Origin of the sequence: Amycolatopsis echigonensis (genome assembly GCF_014174495.1) — a bacterium.
GTDB lineage: Bacteria > Actinomycetota > Actinomycetes > Mycobacteriales > Pseudonocardiaceae > Amycolatopsis > Amycolatopsis echigonensis.
The window spans coordinates 25,102-40,999 of sequence record NZ_JACJHR010000036.1 but is presented as its reverse complement, the minus strand read 5'-3'; the positions used below and the strand labels follow the sequence as shown (position 1 = coordinate 40,999).

Below are 15,898 nucleotides of genomic sequence, written 5' to 3'. Positions count from 1 at the left end.
CACGCGAGGTGGGCTCGCCTGGGCGATCGGCTGCGGGTGCGCCGCGCCTGGGCGAGCCGGGGCTTCGCCTTATGGACCCGTACCCACCGGAAAAGCCTCGTGGGCGGGCCGGGCTGCGCTACCGGCCGGTGTCGTCAGAGTCGCGGATCTTGAGCGCTGGCGTCTTGTTGAGCTGCAGAATGCCGATCGCCTGGGGGCTGACCTGCGCACCGCCCGCCACCGAGTGCAGGATCCCGTTGTACACCAGATCCCAGATCCGGCGATCGCGCTGGAGTTCTTCGCTGCTGCGGGTTATGCCCATGTCCTTGTCGTACAGCCACAGATGGAAGGTCGTCCCGCCGTACGCCGCGTCTATCCTCGTCAGTTCGTAGATATCCACCCAGGCCCGGCTCTTCACTCCCCACCGGCTGCGCTCGACCATCAACCAGTCTGCGCCCGCCGCGTAGGTGAAGTAACTGAACGGACTGGAAATCAAGAAAACGCCTACGGCGACAATCGCCCAGATCGGCCACGCCGCCAAGATCCCGATCCCGCCCTGGTGGAACAAGGAAATGACAATGGCCCCGACGATCAGGATGAGCGCACTGGTCAGGATGAGCGCGATTTTCCCGCGGCGGCTCTCCCGATGCCAGGCAAGCGCGGGCCCCAGGCCCGGCGGCGGGTCCGGCCGGTCTGCCAGCTGGCCCTCCCGGCGGTCGTCCTGCTCCGGAGCTGCTTCCTCACCGCGAAAGTAACTGAGACCGGGCGGAGGGAACGGTACGCCCGTCTCTCTGTCCGGTCGCGGCGGAAGCGCGTCGATCATGGCGTCATCCGACCCTGCTGCGTCTGTCATCGCAATCCTCGAGTTATTTCGGCACGAGCCAGTCAGCGACAGCTTGACCCCCGACCGCACCGGCGATTCCGCCGACCGTGCCTACCACGAAAGAGCCGACCGGACCTAACGGCGTGCCGAAGAGAGCGCCGCTGGCTGCGCCCGCGCCTGCGCTCGCAAGGGCCGCCCCCGCTGCGCCTCCGACGATCAAACCGCCCGAATCCGCGACGGCTTTGCCCCAGGACTGCTCGCCGCTCATTGCCCCGGCAGCCTCGTTGATCACGGTTAGCGTGCTACCGACGTACGGCATTCCCTTGAGCAGCTTTTGCCCGGCTTTCAGGCTTGCCCCTGCTTCCTCAGGAAGGACGTGGTACTTGCCTTTTCCCGGATAGGCGGCAATTGCTTTACGGACCGGCTCCGGAACCTTGTCGACGTACTGCTGAAACTGTTGCGCGCGAGTCTCGTAAGCAGCCTTGTTGTCCCGGGCCTTGCTGGCTGCCCACGCGAGGTCCTCTTTGTTGAGCGCCGTCAAGCTGATGCGCGTGCCGTGGGCCCAGTCGTCGAAGAACTGCGCGCTGGCCGCGGACCGCTGAGCGTTGAGGAGCGCCTCCTTGCGCGGATTTTCGAACGAGCTGATGTAGCCGTTGACCCGGGCGATGGTGGTGGTCCCCACCGCATAGGCATCGATGTCGAGCCGGCCTGACGGTGGTTGGAGGGCGCGGCGGAGTGCCTGGTGCGCGTTGCCTTCGGTGGTGCGCGCGGCGTCAACGATCGCCTTGCACTCGTTGTAGGCGGCGACTTTGGCGTTGTACTGGAAGACGAGGGTGTTGTACTGCTTGATATCTCCTTGATAGGTGCCAACCGCGCGGGTAGCGCCACCGGCGGTGCACACCTCGACTGGGGTGCCGGGCTTATTCGCGGGGATCGGGTCCGGCTCGACGATGAACGGGCCGTCGACCCGCAGACCGGCCGCGCGGGCTTGGGCGAGAGCGTCGTTCATGCGGGCGGTCACCATGTCCAGCGACGACGCGAAGTCGCGGAGGCCGCGTTCGGCGGTCGCGGCCCAGTTGGCCATGTCTTCCGCAGCGACGTCGATGTTGGCGATCGATTCTTGGAACGCCTGGCTGGAAGGTCCGTGCCAGCCCGCCTCGGCACCGCTGCGTGCGGCGCGGACATTGCCTGCCGCGCGATGTCCTGCCTCGGCGACGGTGCGCAGCCAGTCCGCGGCGGCGACGCAGGTGCCGGACGAACCGTTCACCGTAGTGTTGAGCGCCTGTCCCATGCTGACCTCCCCTTCAGCCGTGGACGTGTGTTTCCCGCTGCGTATCCGGATCGTCGGCGTGTTTGTCGTTGAGCTTGAGCTGCCCGGCATGGGTGTTTTCGATGTCGTCGTAGGCACCGTTGGCGGCATGCACCTTCCCCGCGGCACCACCGGCCGCGCCAGCCGCTCCGACGCCTAGTTTCACAAGGTCGTCCAGCACAGTACCGACGATCGCGGACGATGCGCCGGCATCGACTCCGCGCACGACCTTCGATGTCACCTCGTCGAGTGCTTTCTCGCCTTCGCGGAGCTGGCTGACAATGCTGTTCAGCGCTCCCTCAGTGAAACTGTAACCGGTCGTGTCCCCATAAGGCGCGGACATGCCTACTCCCCTCCGATCGCTGGCCGAGACGTCCAGTCGTGCACGGGCGCGGCATGCCGAGACTCTTCGGCGAGCACGGGATTGAGCAACACCCCGTGCGCTCCCGCCTCGTTCGCGATGGCTTCGAGGTCGTCGCCGTTGATCGCGACCCAAGGCTGATACGGCCCGCACCCAGCGGCCAGCAGTTCCGGCGACGTGTAGGCCAGGAGCACCGGCCGACCGTTGCGAACCGGCTGCAATTCCAGTTCCACCACCTGCTGACCAGCCCGGACCGGGCGCGACGGCACGTAGCACCGGCCGTCCGGTTCGGCCAGCGGCTCGGCTGGCTCCAGCGGAGGCTGCTCCCGACTGTCGACTTCCGGATATCGCGGCACGAGGTCGAGTACGGCGTCGAACACGACGATGCCGAGGTCCAGCTCGCGGCATGTTTCAAGCAACCGCTCCCGGGTGACCTGCACCCACGGCTGCCCGCTCCCGCAGGCGTCGGCCAACCGGTCAAGAGACGAGTACGCCGCGACCGCGAGCTCGTTCCGCTCCGTACGGCGAACCTCAAGCTCGCCCGACTGCTTGTCTGTTCCTGGAGCGACCAGCACAAACACGAGGTCCGGCAACCGATCCGGCACGTCGTCGAGGCGCACGAGCGCCTGAACGACGTTGGACGCGTCGAAGTGACCCCTCATCCTCGCCCCTCCCCCGCACGACTGTACGTGGTCGCGCCGTCACTGTAGTGGCGACAGCAAGGCATTGTCAGCAGCTCGCCCCCAGTCGCGCTCGAACAACCGCGCCCTGACCAGCACGTATGCACCGCGACACACCCTCAGGCGTTACCGAGCAAGACTCGAATCCACCCTTGCCCCGCCCACCAGGATCGTATATCTTTTGAGATATCTTCCTCTCCCGACGACATCCGGGCAGGTCAACCCCCATGAGTCCCGTATCGAGCGACATCCCGCCGGAGCGGCCGGGCAAGGTCATCGCGCTTCACTTGAACTACCCGTCGCGCGCGAAGCAACGCGGGCGGACCCCGGCGAAGCCCTCTTACTTCCTCAAGCCGGCCACCTCGATCAGCTCCTCCGGCACCCCGATCGAACGCCCGGCGGGCACCGAACTCCTCGCTTTCGAGGGCGAGATCGCCTTGATCATCGGCAAGCGAGCCCGGCGCATCACACCTGAACAAGGCTGGGACCACGTCGAGAGCATCACTGCCGCCAACGACTTCGGCGTATACGATCTGCGGCACGCCGACGGCGGCTCCAATCTCCGTTCCAAGGGCGGCGACGGCTTCACCCCGCTCGGTCCGGCCACCATCCCCGCCGCCGAGGTCGATCCCCAGAACCTCCGCGTCCGCACCTGGGTCAACGGCGAGCTCGTCCAGGACGACACCACCCAAGACCTCATCTTCGACTTCGGCACCCTCGTCGCCGACCTCTCGCAGCTGAGCACCCTCGAACCCGGCGACGTCATCCTCACCGGGACCCCGGCCGGGTCGTCCGTCGTCAAGCCGGGCGACGTCGTCGAGGTCGAGGTCAGCCACGGCGAGAAGACCACCGGCCGCCTGGTCACGCCGGTCACCGAGGGCACCACGCCGCTCCCGGAGTTCAGCGCCCAGCCCAAGATCGACGACAACCAGCGCGAACAGGCGTACGGCGACCGGGAATCCGCGGGACTCCCGGCGGAATTCGTGCTCACGGAAGAACTCAAGACCAAGCTCACCAGCGTAGGCACGGCGACCTTGTCCGCCCAGCTGCGCAAAAACGGCTACAACCACGTCTCCATCGACGGCCTCGGCTCCACGCGTCCGGACACGAAACTCGTCGGCCGTGCAAGGACGCTCCGCTACGTCCCCTTCCGCGAGGACCTCTTCAAAACCCACGGCGGCGGCTTCAACGCACAGAAACGCGCCATCGATTCCCTCAACCCCGGCGACGTCCTGGTGATGGAAGCCCGCGGCGAAAAGGGAACCGGCACGATCGGCGACATCCTCGCGCTGCGTGCCCAGGTCCGCGGCGCGGCCGGAATCGTCACCGACGGCGGCGTCCGCGACCTGGCGGCGGTGGCAGCACTGGACATTCCGACCTACCACTCCGGCCCGCACCCCGCGGTGCTCGGCCGCCGCCACGTTCCCTGGGACATCGACGTCACCATCGCCTGCGGCGGCGCGACCGTCCAGCCCGGCGACGTGATTGTCGGCGATTCCGATGGCGTGCTGGTCATTCCGCCGCAGCTGGCGGAAAAGATCGCGGACGCGGCGATCGAACAGGAACGTCAGGAAACGTTCATCGCGGAACAGGTCGCGAACGGCGAAAGCGTCGACGGCCTGTACCCGATGAACGAACACTGGAAGGCCAGGTACGCCCAGTGGCGCCCGTAGCAGGCGAAAGCAAATCCCAGCGCGCGTACCGCTGGATCAAGGACCGGATCGCGGACCGGACCTTCGGTCCCGGCTATCGCTTGGTGCTCGGGCAAATCGCCAAGGAACTGGACGTCAGCGTCGTCCCGGTGCGCGAAGCGATCCGGCTGCTCGAAGCCGAAGGGCTGGTCACGTTCGAGCGGAACGTCGGCGCGCAGGTGGTGATGGTCGACGAGACCGCCTACGAGCACACCATGCAAACCCTTGCCCTGGTGGAAGGTTTCGCCACCTCGCTGTCCGCGCCGAAGTTGTCCCCCGAGGACATCGAACGGGCGCGCGCGATCAACGAGCAGATGCGCCTGTCGCTGGAAAACTTCGAACCGCACCGCTTCACCGAGCTGAACCAAGAGTTCCATTCAGTCCTTTTCGAACCCTGCCCGAACCCACACGTGCTCGACCTCGTACACCGCGGCTGGCACCGGCTGGCCTCGCTGCGCGATTCGACGTTCAGTTTCGTCCCGGGCCGCGCGCACGAATCCGTCAAGGAACACGAACAACTGCTGGTGCTGATCGAGGAAAACGCCGACCCGCTCGAACTCGAACTGGCCGCGCGACGGCACCGCACCGCCACCCTCGACGCCTACCTCGACCGGCGGGCCGCCCCGCCCGCTTGAGCTACCCGGAAGGACCCCACTCCATGAGGTTCCGCAGTACCCCGAACGCCATCACGGGCTCGATCGCGCCGCTGATGACCCCGTTCACGGCAGACGGCGCGGTCGACCACGAGAGCCTGACCAATCTGGTGAACTGGCAGCTCGCGTCCGGTTCGCACGGCGTCTCGATCGGCGGTTCCACCGGCGAACCCGGCGCGATGACGGTGGCCGAGCGCGCGGAGACGATCCGCACGGTCGCCAAGGCGGTGGACGACAAGGTGCCGTTCATGCCCGGCACCGGTTCGGCGAAGCTCGACGATACGCTGGAGCTGACCGCCGAGGCTCGCGACGCGGGCATCGACGCCGCGCTGATCATCACCCCGTACTACGCGCGCCCCACTCAGGAAGCGCTCTACCGCTGGTACGCCACGGTGGCGAAGGAATTCCCGGACCTGCCGATCGTCGCCTACAACGTGCCGAGCCGGACGTCGGTCGACCTCGCGCCGGAGACGGTCGCGCGGCTGTTCCGCGACTTCGACAACTTCGTCGGGATCAAGGAAACCACCAAGGACTTCGAGCACTTCTCCCGCGTCCTTCACTTGTGCGGCAAGGAATTGCTCGTCTGGTCGGGCATCGAACTGCTGTGCCTGCCGCTGCTTTCCCTCGGCGGCGCCGGTTTCGTGAGCGCCACCGCCAACATCGCCCCGGCGGCCAGCGCCGAGATGTATCGCGCGTGGACTGAAGGCGACTTCGACCGCGCCCGCGAGATCCACTACGGCTTGCACCCGCTGGTCGACCTGCTGTTCGTCGAGACCAACCCGGCACCGGGCAAATGGGTGCTGGAGCAGCGCGGGCTCATCCGGTCGGGCTTCGTGCGCCCGCCGCTGATCACCCCGACCGAACCGGGCATCGCCCGGATCACCGAACTGATGCGCCAGGGCGAGCAGTACCTCTCGCCCGTCGACGGCTTCGCTGTGGAAGGAAAGTGACCATGACCGCGCACTACGTTCCGGAGAACCTGCCGGAGCACATCCGCCACTACATCGGCGGCGCGCCGGCCGACAGCGTCTCGGGCGAGACCTTCGAGGTGCTCGACCCGGTCACGAACAAGCCGTACATGACGGCTTCGGCGGGCAAGGCCGAGGACATCGACCTCGCCGTCGCCGCGGCCAAAGAGGCGTTCGACCACGGCCCCTGGCCGAAAATGCTGCCGCGCCAGCGCGCCCGGATCCTCAACAAGATCGCCGATCTCGTGGAGAGCCGCGACGCGCGACTGGCCGAGCTGGAAACCTTCGACACCGGCCTGCCGATCAAGCAGGCGCTCGGCCAGGCGCAGCGCGCGGCGGAGAACTTCCGGTTTTTCGCGGACCTGATCGTCGCGCAGGCCGACGACACCTACAAGGTGCCCGGCCGCCAGGTCAACTACGTCAACCGCAAGCCGGTCGGTGTCGCCGGGCTGATCACGCCGTGGAACACGCCGTTCATGCTGGAGAGCTGGAAGCTCGCGCCGGCACTGGCGTCCGGTTGCACCGTGGTGCTCAAGCCGGCCGAGTTCACGCCGCTGTCGGCGAGCCTGTGGGCGGACATCTTCCGCGAGGCCGGCCTGCCGGACGGGGTGTTCAACCTCGTCAACGGTCTCGGCGAGGAAGCGGGCGACGCGCTGGTCAAGCACCCGGACGTCCGGCTGATCTCGTTCACCGGCGAAACCACCACCGGCGAAACGATCTTCCGCAACTGCGCGCCCGGCCTCAAGGGCATGTCGATGGAGCTGGGCGGCAAGTCCCCGGCCGTCGTGTTCGCCGACGCGGACTTCGAAGCGGCGCTGGACTCCACGCTGTTCGGCGTCTTCTCGCTCAACGGCGAACGCTGCACGGCGGGCAGCCGGATCCTCGTCGAGCGCTCGATTTATGAGGAGTTCTGCGCCCGGTACGCCGAACGCGCGCGCAACATCGTGGTCGGCGACCCGCACGACCCGGCCACCGAGGTCGGCGCGCTGGTGCACCCGGAGCACTTCGACAAGGTGATGAGCTACATCGAAATCGGGAAGACGGAAGGGAAACTGCTCGCCGGCGGCGGCCGTCCGGAGGGCCTCGGCACCGGGAACTACGTGGCTCCGACGGTGTTCGCCGACGTGAAGCCGGACGCGCGGATCTTCCAGGAGGAAATCTTCGGCCCGGTCGTGGCGATCACGCCGTTCGACACCGACGAGGAAGCGCTCGAGCTGGCCAACAACGTCAAATACGGCCTGGCCGCCTACGTCTGGACCGCCGACCTGACCCGCGCGCACACCTTCGCGCAGAACATCGAGGCCGGCATGGTCTGGCTGAACTCGCACAACGTGCGCGACCTGCGCACGCCGTTCGGCGGGGTCAAGGCGTCCGGCCTCGGCCACGAAGGCGGCTACCGCTCGATCGACTTCTACACCGAACAGCAGGCCGTGCACATCACGCTCGGCGACGTGCACACGGCGCGCTTCGGGGCCGGGAAGGACAAGGCATGACCACGACCCCGCCGGACGTCATCCGCTGTGCGTACGCGGAACTCGTCGTCAGCGACCTGAAAGCGTCGCGAGAGTTCTATGTGGACGTTCTCGGTCTCGTCGTGACATACGAGGACGACGAAGCGATATACCTGCGCGCGTGCGAGGAATACCTGCACCACTCGCTGATCCTGCGCAAGGGCGCGGAACCCGCGCTGGCCGTGCTCGCGTACCGCGTGCGCGGCGAAGGCGAACTCGACGTCGCCGAGGCGTACTACCTGGAACTCGGCGTCGAGGTACGCCGTGTCCCGGCGGGCACGACGCGCGGCATCGGCGAAGCGGTGCGCGTGCTGGATCCGCTCGGTTTCCCCATCGAGTTCTTCTACGAGGCCGAACACGTCGAGCGCTTCACCCAGCGCTACGACGTGCACGGCGCGGGCGCGCTGTCGCGACTGGACCACTTCAACGTCAACACGCCGGACGTCCCCGCCGCGCGGGCTTACTACGAGGGCCTCGGTTTCCGCGTGTCGGAAGACATCCGCGACGACGAGGGCACCGTGTACGCGGCGTGGATGTTCCGCAAACCGACCGTGCACGACGTCGCGCTCACCGGCGGCGCGGGCCCGCGCCTGCACCACATCGCGTTCGCGACCCACGAGCGGCACCAGATCCTGCACATCTGCGACCACCTGGGCGCGGTGCGGAAATCGGACCAGATCGAACGCGGTCCCGGGCGGCACGGCGTGTCGAACGCGTTCTATCTGTACGTGCGCGACCCGGACGGGCACCGGATCGAGATCTACACGCACGACTACTACACCGGCGACCCGGACAATCCGGTGATCAGCTGGGACGTGCACGACAACCAGCGCCGCGACTGGTGGGGCAATCCGGTGGTGCCGAGCTGGTACACCGAGGCCTCGCGGGTCCTCGACCTCGACGGCAAGCTTCAGCCGGTCGTCGAACGCACGGAAACGAAGGAAATGGACGTGACCATCGGCGCGGACGGGTTCTCCTACACCCGCGCCGACGGGGCCGACCAGGGTTTCAAACTGGGCGAACAGGTCTAAGGTGCGTTCCGTCCGTGAAGGGCTCCTTGAGGGAATCTGATTCCCGGAAGGGGCCCTTCACGGACCACCAGCAGCGGTATCGGCACTTCGACGGAGAGGTGACATGATGACGGCAATCTTGCAGACGCCGACCGCGGTCGCGCAGGACTTCACGGAATTCCGGTCCGCGGTCCTGCGCTCGTTCGTGCCGCTGCAGGTGAGCACTGACCACCGCGACCGGTTCCACGGCAGGCTCCGCACGCACGAGGCGGGCGAGATCGCGCTCACCGAGATCACCGCGTCGCCGCACGAGGTGGAGCGCACGCCGGAACTCATCGCCCGCTCCGACCGGCCGTGCTACAAGCTGAGCGTGATGCTGGCCGGCACCGGCATCCTCACCCAGGACGGCCGCGAAGCCGTGCTGCGGCCCGGCGACGTCGCGCTGTACGACACGAACCGGCCGTATTCGCTCGTGTTCGAAGAGAATTTCCGGACGCTGGTGCTGATGTTCCCGCAGCAGAAGGTCGACCTGCCCCGGGATCTCGTCGGTCAGCTCACCGCGGTGCGGATGTCCGGTCGCGAGGGCGTGGGCAACGTCGTGGTGCCGTTCCTGGCGCAGCTGGGCGGGAATCTGGACGTGCTGACGAGCCCGGTGGGCGTGCGGCTGGCGCACAACGCGGTCGACCTGCTCACCACGATGCTGGCCACCGAACTCGACCTGGACCGCGCGGCCGCCGACCCGCACCACGACCTGATGCGGCGCATCCGCGGCTACATCGACGCGAATCTGTCCCGCTCCGACCTTGGTCCGGCGCAGATCGCGGCGGAGCATTACATCTCGACGCGGCATCTGCACGGGTTGTTCCAGGAGCAGGGGACGACCGTGGCGGGATGGATCCGCCAGCGGCGGCTGGAGCATTGCCGCCGGGATCTGCGGGATCCGCTGCTGGCGGCACGTCCGGTCGCGGCCATCGCGGCGCGGTGGGGATTTGTCGACGCGGCGCACTTTTCGCGGGTGTTCCGGGCCGCGTTCGGGGAGTCGCCGAGCGGGCTGCGGGCACAGGCGTCCTGAGCGGCCATCGCGGTTAGCATCGCTCACGAGGGTTGACCGCGAGCGTCCGGCAGTTGCCCGCCAGCGCATGAACGTTCGCTCCCGCGCCGGGGCGCGGCGAGCATGATGGGCATGTCCGACCCTTCCCCTGACGAATGGCGCACCTACGACGAGTTCGCCGCCGGGATCGACACCTACCGGCTGCCCAGCGCGGACCTTACCGGCCGGGAGCTCACCGTCACGCTCGACGACGGCGCGAAACTCGAGCTGCGGTTCCTCGACGGTGAACGGCTTGCCTGCAACGGCGTCGAGGATCCGTACGACGCGGTCGCGGTGCGTCCCGACGTCTTTTTCGTGAACGTGCCGATGACAAGCGTCGAAGGCGAAGCCCGCACGATCGTCTACTCGACCACCACGCACCGCGCGCTCACTGTGCGGTCGGTGATCGGCGACGAGGACATCGAAGGCACGCCGCGGGTTTCGCAGACCTTCCACGCCGGCATCACCGACGGCGGCGAGCCGACCGGCCACGTGCCCGGTCCGTCGCGGGACCTCATCGGCAAGCGCAACGTCTACCGCTACAGCCCGAACCACCTGTACGAGCACGTTTATCTCTCCTCGGAGCGCTACTGCTGGCAGTGCGTCGAGGGCGTGCAGCGCGGGCACGGCGACGTGGACCTGTCGACTGTCTGGAAGTTCGCCGACGGCCTGTACCTCTTCTGCTTCCGCGAGTTCCGGATCGCGGTGGCCAGCGTGTGGCTGCACGACCTCGGCTACGCCCTGCGCACCACCGGCGTTTTCCTCGGCATCACCGGCGACGGCCGATCCGAGCACTCCCGCGCGGGCGGGAACATCTATCCGCTCGGTTCGATCAGCTATCCCGACGTCCAGCCTATCTAAGGAGTTCTCCCGTGTCCAATATGGACGTGATCACCGCGCACTACGAGGCGAGCGACCGCGGCGACCTCGACGGCATGCTGGCCCCGATCGGCCCGGACACCACCTGGACCGAGGCCGCCGGATTCCCTTACGCGGGCACCTACACCGGTCCGGACGAGGTGCGCCGCAACGTCTTCGAGGCGATCGCGCGCGACTGGGACGGTTATCAGTTCACCCTGTCCGCGCTGCTGGACGCTGGCGATTCGATTGTCGGACTGGGGACGTACACCGGCACGAATCGCAAGTCCGGCAAGGCGTTTACCGCACGAGTCGCGCACGTGTGGAAGTTCGACGGCGGCAAGGTCGCGAGCTTCGAGCAGATCGTGGATTCCGCTCCGGTCGCCGCGGCGACGGACTAACGCCTCGTGAGTGTTCATCCCGGTTAGAACCGGCAGCAACGCTCACGACCTCTTTCCCTCTCCCCTCTGGTCACTGTGGACCGGAAAGCCGAGCCATGATGAGAAAGTTCCTGCCCGCGCTCGCCTCCGCCGTGCTCGTCACGCTGGTCGCGGCGGGCTGCGCGGGCACCGCCGATCCGAACGGACCGATCGTGGTCGGCTCGGTCAACGCGCTGAGCGGACCCGCTACCTTCCCGGAATCCTCCCAGGCCGCCAAGGCCGTCTTCGACGCGGCGAACGCGGCGGGCGGCGTGCACGGGCGCAAGATCGAATACCACGCCATCGACGACAAGGGCGATCCCGCCGCCGCGGCGGCCGCCGCGCGCGAAATCGTCGGCGGCGATCAGGCAGTCGCACTCGTCGGTTCTTCCAGCCTCATCGAATGCCAGATCAACGCCAAGTACTACCAGCAGGAGAAGGTGCTTTCCATCTCCGGCATCGGCGTCGACCCGTCGTGTTTCACCAGCCCGAACATCGGCCCCGCGAATGTCGGGCCGTTCCACGACATGACGCTGACCCTGTTGTACGGCTCCGAAGTGCTGCACCTGCAAGACATGTGCGCACTGCTGGAAATCGCCGGGAACACGCTGCCGTACTACCGCGCGGCCATCGACGAATGGTCGAAGATCACCGGCAAGAAACTGAAGTACGTCGACGCGACCGTGCCGTACAACGGTTCCGACTACACGCCCTACATCGTCAAGGCACGCGCCGCCGGGTGCAAAGCCGTGACGGTCAACCCCGTCGAACCCGACTCGATCGGCCAGCTGAAAGCCGCGCAGGCACAGGGTTGGAAAGATGTGACCTGGCTGCTGCTCACGAGTGTCTACAGTGAACAGTACGCGAAGGCGGTTTCGGAAGCGGGCAAGGGCGTTTACGTGCCAGCCGAGTTCTACCCGTTCACCGACCCGTCGAGCCCGCGCACCAAGGAGTGGCGGGATCTCATGACGCGCAACAACATTCCGCTGACCTCGTTCAGCCAAGGCGGTTACCTCGCGGCGAAGTATTTCCTGCAGGTGCTGAACGGCATGCAAGGCGAGATCACGCGGGAATCGGTGACGAAGGCGCTGCGCGAGATGAAGCCGATCTCCGACCCGATGGTCGGCACGCCGTACGTGTTCGGCCCCGGGCAGACCCACCACGACAACATCGCGGGCTGGCCGGTGAAGCTCGCGACGGGCACTAACCGGTGGCAGATCGCCGGTGCCGACTGGCTGCGGATCCCGCGGCGCTAGCCCGATCCACTCTGGACAGAGGAGACTGCAATGGTGCAGGGAGCGCTGGCCGGGCTGGCTGCCGGCGGGCTTTACGCGGTGCTGGCGGTGTGCCTGACGTTGATGTCCCGGCTGGTCCGGGTCGTCAACTTCGCCCAGGCGGCCACCGGCATGTTCGGCAGTTACGTCGGGGTGGCGCTGTCCGTCCGCGGCGGACTGCCGGAGTGGCTGGCAGTGGTCCTCGGCGTGCTGCTGGGCGGGTTGCTGAGCGTGCTGATCGGCTGGGTCGTCTCGACCTGGCTGGCCGAAGCAGGCACCGGCACCCGCTCGGCCGTCACCGTCGCGGTGCTGCTGCTGTTGATCTCGTTGTCGTTCATCCTGTTCGGCAACAAACCGCAGCCGTTCCAGGCGTTGCTGGCCGGTCCGGCCTTCACCCTCGGCGGTGTGGTGATCAGCCAGGTGACGGTGGTGACCGTCGCGCTGGCGGTGGTGATCGCCTTCGCCGCGCGGCTGATCCTGACAAAGACACCAGTTGGCATCTCACTGCGTGCGTTGTCGGAACGCCCGACGACCGCTGAACTGCTGGGCATCCCGGCGAAACGGCTCAGTGCCGCCATCTGGGGCGCCACCGGCCTGCTCAGCACGGTCATCATCGTGATCGTCGCCCCGTCTCAATCGAACGACGCCACCTCGCTGGCCATGCTGGTCGTGCCCGCGGCCGCGGCGGCCCTGCTCGGCGGGTTCCGCCGGCTGGACCTCGCCGTCGTCGGCGGGCTGGTGCTCGGCATGCTGCAGGGCGCGCTCGCGCAGGTCGACCAGCTTTCGGTAGTGCGGAATTTCGTCCCGTTCCTGGCCATCGTCGGCCTGCTCGTGTGGTCTCAGCGCAAGGAGGTGTGGGATGCAGCTCGCTGACCGGGGCGCGGTGTCCCGCTTCGGAACCCCACTGGTCGTCGCGGTCGTCGCGGTGCTGGTCGGTATCGGCCTGACCGTCGGCCTCAACGGCTACTTCGCCTACCTCGGCGTGAGCGTCGTGGTAGCCGCCATCGCCTTGCTCGGCCTAGGCGTCGTGACCGGCAGTGCAGGGATGATTTCCTTGTGCCAGCTGACGTTCGGCGCGATCGGCGCGTGGGTCGTCTCGGCGCTGAACGTAGCGCACGCCCCTGGCGGCTTCCTGTTCTGGCTGTTGCTGGGCGGTCTCGCGGCGGGCGTGGTCGGTGTCCTCATTGGACTCCCCGCGCTGCGGCTGCGCGGAATCAACCTGGCGGTGGTGACGCTCGGACTGGCCGCGGCCGCCGACGTCACCCTGGTGGAAATCCAGTTCCCCGGCACCACCGACGGTGTCTCGGTGGACCGCCCGTCCTTGGTCGCCGACGACAACGCGTACTTCCTGCTCTGCGTCGTCGTCCTGATCGTCTGCGCCTTGCTCGTGCACTTCCTGCGCCGCGGTCCGTGGGGCAGCAGCTGGGCCGCGGTGGCGTTCTCCGAACGCGGCACCGCTGCGGCCGGAGCCAGCGTCCGTACCGCGAAGCTCTCCGCCTTCGCCGTCAGCGCCACTCTGGGCGGCATCAGCGGCGGTCTGCTGACCGCGCAGGTCGGGTTCGCCTTCCCGACCAGCTTCGCACCGCTGCAGTCGCTGGCGTTGTACGTCCTGGCGATCATGTCCGGCGCACACCTGATTGATATGGCAATCTTCGGCGCTGTCCTGTGGGTCGCGGTACCGGAGCTGTTGAAGCGATGGGGAGTCCCGCAAGACTGGGGTTACGTGATCTTCGGCCTGCTGGGCATCCAAGCCCTGGCCGGACGCGGCAACCTGGGGACCGCGATCCGCGAACTGTGGCGTCGCCGCTCGAGGGCCAGTGCCGGAGTCCAGATCACCGCGCTGGACGAAGAACCTCCCCGTCTGCCGCCGGGCGAACCGGTGCTGGTCGTCCGCGGCCTGAGCGTCACCTTCGGTCAGGTCAAGGCACTGTCCGGAGTGGACTTGGCTGTCCCCAAGGGCGGAGTCCTGGGCGTCATCGGCCCGAACGGCGCGGGAAAGTCCACTTTGGTCGACGCGATCAGCGGCTTCCTGCCCCAGGCCGAAGGAACCGTCGAACTGGCCGGCCGTGCGCTCACCGGCAACCCGACGCAACGAGCCCGTTCCGGCCTGCGCCGGACGTTCCAGCAAGACCGGGTCCCAGCGGGCCTCACCATCGAGGCGTACGTCCGTTTCGCAGCCCGCCGACGACCGCCCGCCACCGAAGTCGCCGCCGCGCTGGAGTTCTTCGGCTGCCCGCCGGCGGCGACCCCGCTGGACCGGGTCGACGTGGGCGCGCGCCGCCTGATCGAAGTCGTCGGCCACCTCATGGCGAAGCCCCAGGTGCTGCTCCTGGACGAACCGGCGGCGGGGCTCCCGCACGAGGAGCACATCGCGTTCGGCGAACGCCTGCGCCAGGTTCCTGCCAGGTTCGGCGTCTCGGTGCTGATCATCGAACACGATCTGGACCTGGTCCGGTCGGTCTGCGACACCCTGACCGTGCTCGACTTCGGCGAAGTGCTGGCCAGCGGCCCGCAGGCGGAAGTGCTGGCGGATCCGGCGGTTCTGAAGGCCTACCTGGGCGAAACGGAGATGCTGTGAGCACGCTGCGAATCGAAAACCTGACCGTCACGCGCGGTGCGGGCCCCGTCATCGCCGAAGTCGGCCTGACTCTGGAACCGGGCAAGATCACCGCGGTGGTCGGTCCCAATGGTGCGGGCAAAACCAGCCTGCTGGAAGCCTTGTCCGGGGTGCTCCCGGCAGCGACCGGTCGTATCCACATCGGACAGACCGACGTCACGAAACACTCGAGAGTAGCCCGAGCGAGACTGGGTTTGGCTCATGTGGAACAGGGACGGGCGGTCTTCGCCAGCCTGACTGTCCTGGAGAATCTCCGGCTGACCGCCAAAACTCCGGCGGGCGTGGAAGAAGTCCTTGCGCTCTTCCCAGAACTGGAGAAACGCAAGGACTCGCCTGCCGCGCTGCTGTCCGGCGGCGAGCAGCAAATGGTGGTCCTGGGCCGGGCTTTCGCCGCGAAGCCCCGGTTCCTCCTGATCGACGAGATGTCCCTGGGACTGGCACCCGCCGTCTTCACCAGGCTTCTCCCTGCGGTAACCGAGTTCGCCGACGCGGGCGCGGCGATCCTCCTGGTGGAACAGTTCACCCACCTGGCACTGAAAGTCGCGCAGGAAGCCCTGGTCGTCTCCTCCGGCAAGGTCACCTACGCGGGAGAATCCCAGCCTTTGCTGGACAATCCGGACACCTTGCATCAGGCGTACTTGGGCACCACCTGACC

16 protein-coding genes are annotated in these 15,898 nt (G+C 67.3%); 12 read left to right on the top strand and 4 right to left on the bottom strand.

The window, feature by feature from the left end; all coding sequences use genetic code 11:
* Positions 1-118: 118 nt before the first annotated feature.
* The 4 genes from H5411_RS24325 to H5411_RS24310 are packed head-to-tail and all read right to left on the bottom strand — an operon-like array spanning position 119 to position 3,134.
* Positions 119-802, bottom strand: coding sequence for a hypothetical protein (locus H5411_RS24325; protein ID WP_143271445.1), 684 nt, complete (start codon positions 800-802; stop codon positions 119-121).
* 43 nt (positions 803-845) lie between these two features.
* Positions 846-2,093 carry a hypothetical protein gene (locus H5411_RS24320; protein WP_101438339.1) on the bottom strand — a complete coding sequence of 416 codons (1,248 nt, stop codon included), beginning with the start codon at positions 2,091-2,093 and terminating at the stop codon, positions 846-848.
* Positions 2,094-2,106: 13 nt separating this feature from the next.
* A complete protein-coding gene (locus tag H5411_RS24315) occupies positions 2,107-2,454 on the bottom strand; it encodes a hypothetical protein (RefSeq protein WP_183125108.1) in 348 nt (115 codons plus the stop codon).
* Positions 2,455-2,456: 2 nt separating this feature from the next.
* Positions 2,457-3,134, bottom strand: coding sequence for an SAV_915 family protein (locus tag H5411_RS24310; RefSeq protein WP_101438337.1), 678 nt, complete (start codon positions 3,132-3,134; stop codon positions 2,457-2,459).
* Positions 3,135-3,379: 245 nt separating this feature from the next.
* Between H5411_RS24310 and H5411_RS24305 the strand changes: the two genes are divergently transcribed.
* From H5411_RS24305 to H5411_RS24250, 12 genes are all read left to right on the top strand, one after another.
* Positions 3,380-4,825, top strand: a complete 1,446-nt coding sequence (locus H5411_RS24305) for a fumarylacetoacetate hydrolase family protein (RefSeq protein WP_101438336.1) — start codon at positions 3,380-3,382, stop codon at positions 4,823-4,825.
* Entirely contained in the window at positions 4,813-5,478 is a 666-nt protein-coding gene (locus tag H5411_RS24300) for a GntR family transcriptional regulator (protein ID WP_312878592.1), read from the top strand. Before H5411_RS24305 ends, H5411_RS24300 begins: the two co-directional genes overlap by 13 nt.
* 23 nt (positions 5,479-5,501) lie before the next feature.
* Complete coding sequence (dapA, locus tag H5411_RS24295) at positions 5,502-6,446, top strand: 4-hydroxy-tetrahydrodipicolinate synthase (protein WP_183125107.1); 945 nt, start codon at positions 5,502-5,504, stop codon at positions 6,444-6,446.
* 2 nt (positions 6,447-6,448) lie between these two features.
* On the top strand, positions 6,449-7,957 hold the full coding sequence (gene hpaE / locus H5411_RS24290; protein WP_183125106.1) for a 5-carboxymethyl-2-hydroxymuconate semialdehyde dehydrogenase: 1,509 nt from the start codon (positions 6,449-6,451) through the stop codon (positions 7,955-7,957).
* Complete coding sequence (gene hpaD, locus H5411_RS24285; RefSeq protein WP_183125105.1) at positions 7,954-9,006, top strand: 3,4-dihydroxyphenylacetate 2,3-dioxygenase; 1,053 nt, start codon at positions 7,954-7,956, stop codon at positions 9,004-9,006. The genes hpaE and hpaD overlap by 4 nt, the downstream gene beginning before the upstream one ends.
* 103 nt (positions 9,007-9,109) lie before the next feature.
* The gene (locus H5411_RS24280) at positions 9,110-10,057 is read left to right on the top strand and encodes an AraC-like ligand-binding domain-containing protein (RefSeq protein ID WP_246369169.1); all 948 of its coding nucleotides are present in this window, start codon (positions 9,110-9,112) and stop codon (positions 10,055-10,057) included.
* A gap of 111 nt (positions 10,058-10,168) precedes the next feature.
* Positions 10,169-10,936, top strand: a complete 768-nt coding sequence (locus tag H5411_RS24275) for a MoaF C-terminal domain-containing protein (RefSeq protein ID WP_183125104.1) — start codon at positions 10,169-10,171, stop codon at positions 10,934-10,936.
* 11 nt (positions 10,937-10,947) lie between these two features.
* Positions 10,948-11,334, top strand: coding sequence for a nuclear transport factor 2 family protein (locus tag H5411_RS24270; RefSeq protein WP_101438330.1), 387 nt, complete (start codon positions 10,948-10,950; stop codon positions 11,332-11,334).
* Positions 11,335-11,429: 95 nt separating this feature from the next.
* On the top strand, positions 11,430-12,608 hold the full coding sequence (locus H5411_RS24265) for an ABC transporter substrate-binding protein (RefSeq protein WP_244194770.1): 1,179 nt from the start codon (positions 11,430-11,432) through the stop codon (positions 12,606-12,608).
* Positions 12,609-12,638: 30 nt separating this feature from the next.
* Positions 12,639-13,499, top strand: coding sequence for a branched-chain amino acid ABC transporter permease (locus tag H5411_RS24260; protein WP_183125103.1), 861 nt, complete (start codon positions 12,639-12,641; stop codon positions 13,497-13,499).
* Positions 13,486-15,204 carry a branched-chain amino acid ABC transporter ATP-binding protein/permease gene (locus H5411_RS24255; RefSeq protein WP_183125102.1) on the top strand — a complete coding sequence of 573 codons (1,719 nt, stop codon included), beginning with the start codon at positions 13,486-13,488 and terminating at the stop codon, positions 15,202-15,204. Before H5411_RS24260 ends, H5411_RS24255 begins: the two co-directional genes overlap by 14 nt.
* Positions 15,201-15,896 (top strand): ABC transporter ATP-binding protein, encoded by a 696-nt coding sequence (locus H5411_RS24250; RefSeq protein ID WP_183125101.1) that lies wholly within the window; start codon positions 15,201-15,203, stop codon positions 15,894-15,896. The genes H5411_RS24255 and H5411_RS24250 overlap by 4 nt, the downstream gene beginning before the upstream one ends.
* Positions 15,897-15,898 lie beyond the last annotated feature (2 nt).

Excerpts from the sequence above, each read along its gene's own strand:
- H5411_RS24325 (WP_143271445.1), bottom strand. The coding sequence starts at position 802 with ATGATCGACGCGCTTCCGCCGCGACCGGACAGAGAGACGGGCGTACCG.
- H5411_RS24320 (WP_101438339.1), bottom strand. The coding sequence starts at position 2,093 with ATGGGACAGGCGCTCAACACTACGGTGAACGGTTCGTCCGGCACCTGC.
- H5411_RS24315 (WP_183125108.1), bottom strand. The coding sequence starts at position 2,454 with ATGTCCGCGCCTTATGGGGACACGACCGGTTACAGTTTCACTGAGGGA.
- H5411_RS24310 (WP_101438337.1), bottom strand. The coding sequence starts at position 3,134 with ATGAGGGGTCACTTCGACGCGTCCAACGTCGTTCAGGCGCTCGTGCGC.
- H5411_RS24305 (WP_101438336.1), top strand. The coding sequence starts at position 3,380 with ATGAGTCCCGTATCGAGCGACATCCCGCCGGAGCGGCCGGGCAAGGTC.
- dapA (WP_183125107.1), top strand. The coding sequence starts at position 5,502 with ATGAGGTTCCGCAGTACCCCGAACGCCATCACGGGCTCGATCGCGCCG.
- hpaE (WP_183125106.1), top strand. The coding sequence starts at position 6,449 with ATGACCGCGCACTACGTTCCGGAGAACCTGCCGGAGCACATCCGCCAC.
- hpaD (WP_183125105.1), top strand. The coding sequence starts at position 7,954 with ATGACCACGACCCCGCCGGACGTCATCCGCTGTGCGTACGCGGAACTC.
- H5411_RS24280 (WP_246369169.1), top strand. The coding sequence starts at position 9,110 with ATGATGACGGCAATCTTGCAGACGCCGACCGCGGTCGCGCAGGACTTC.
- H5411_RS24275 (WP_183125104.1), top strand. The coding sequence starts at position 10,169 with ATGTCCGACCCTTCCCCTGACGAATGGCGCACCTACGACGAGTTCGCC.
- H5411_RS24265 (WP_244194770.1), top strand. The coding sequence starts at position 11,430 with ATGATGAGAAAGTTCCTGCCCGCGCTCGCCTCCGCCGTGCTCGTCACG.
- H5411_RS24260 (WP_183125103.1), top strand. The coding sequence starts at position 12,639 with ATGGTGCAGGGAGCGCTGGCCGGGCTGGCTGCCGGCGGGCTTTACGCG.
- H5411_RS24255 (WP_183125102.1), top strand. The coding sequence starts at position 13,486 with ATGCAGCTCGCTGACCGGGGCGCGGTGTCCCGCTTCGGAACCCCACTG.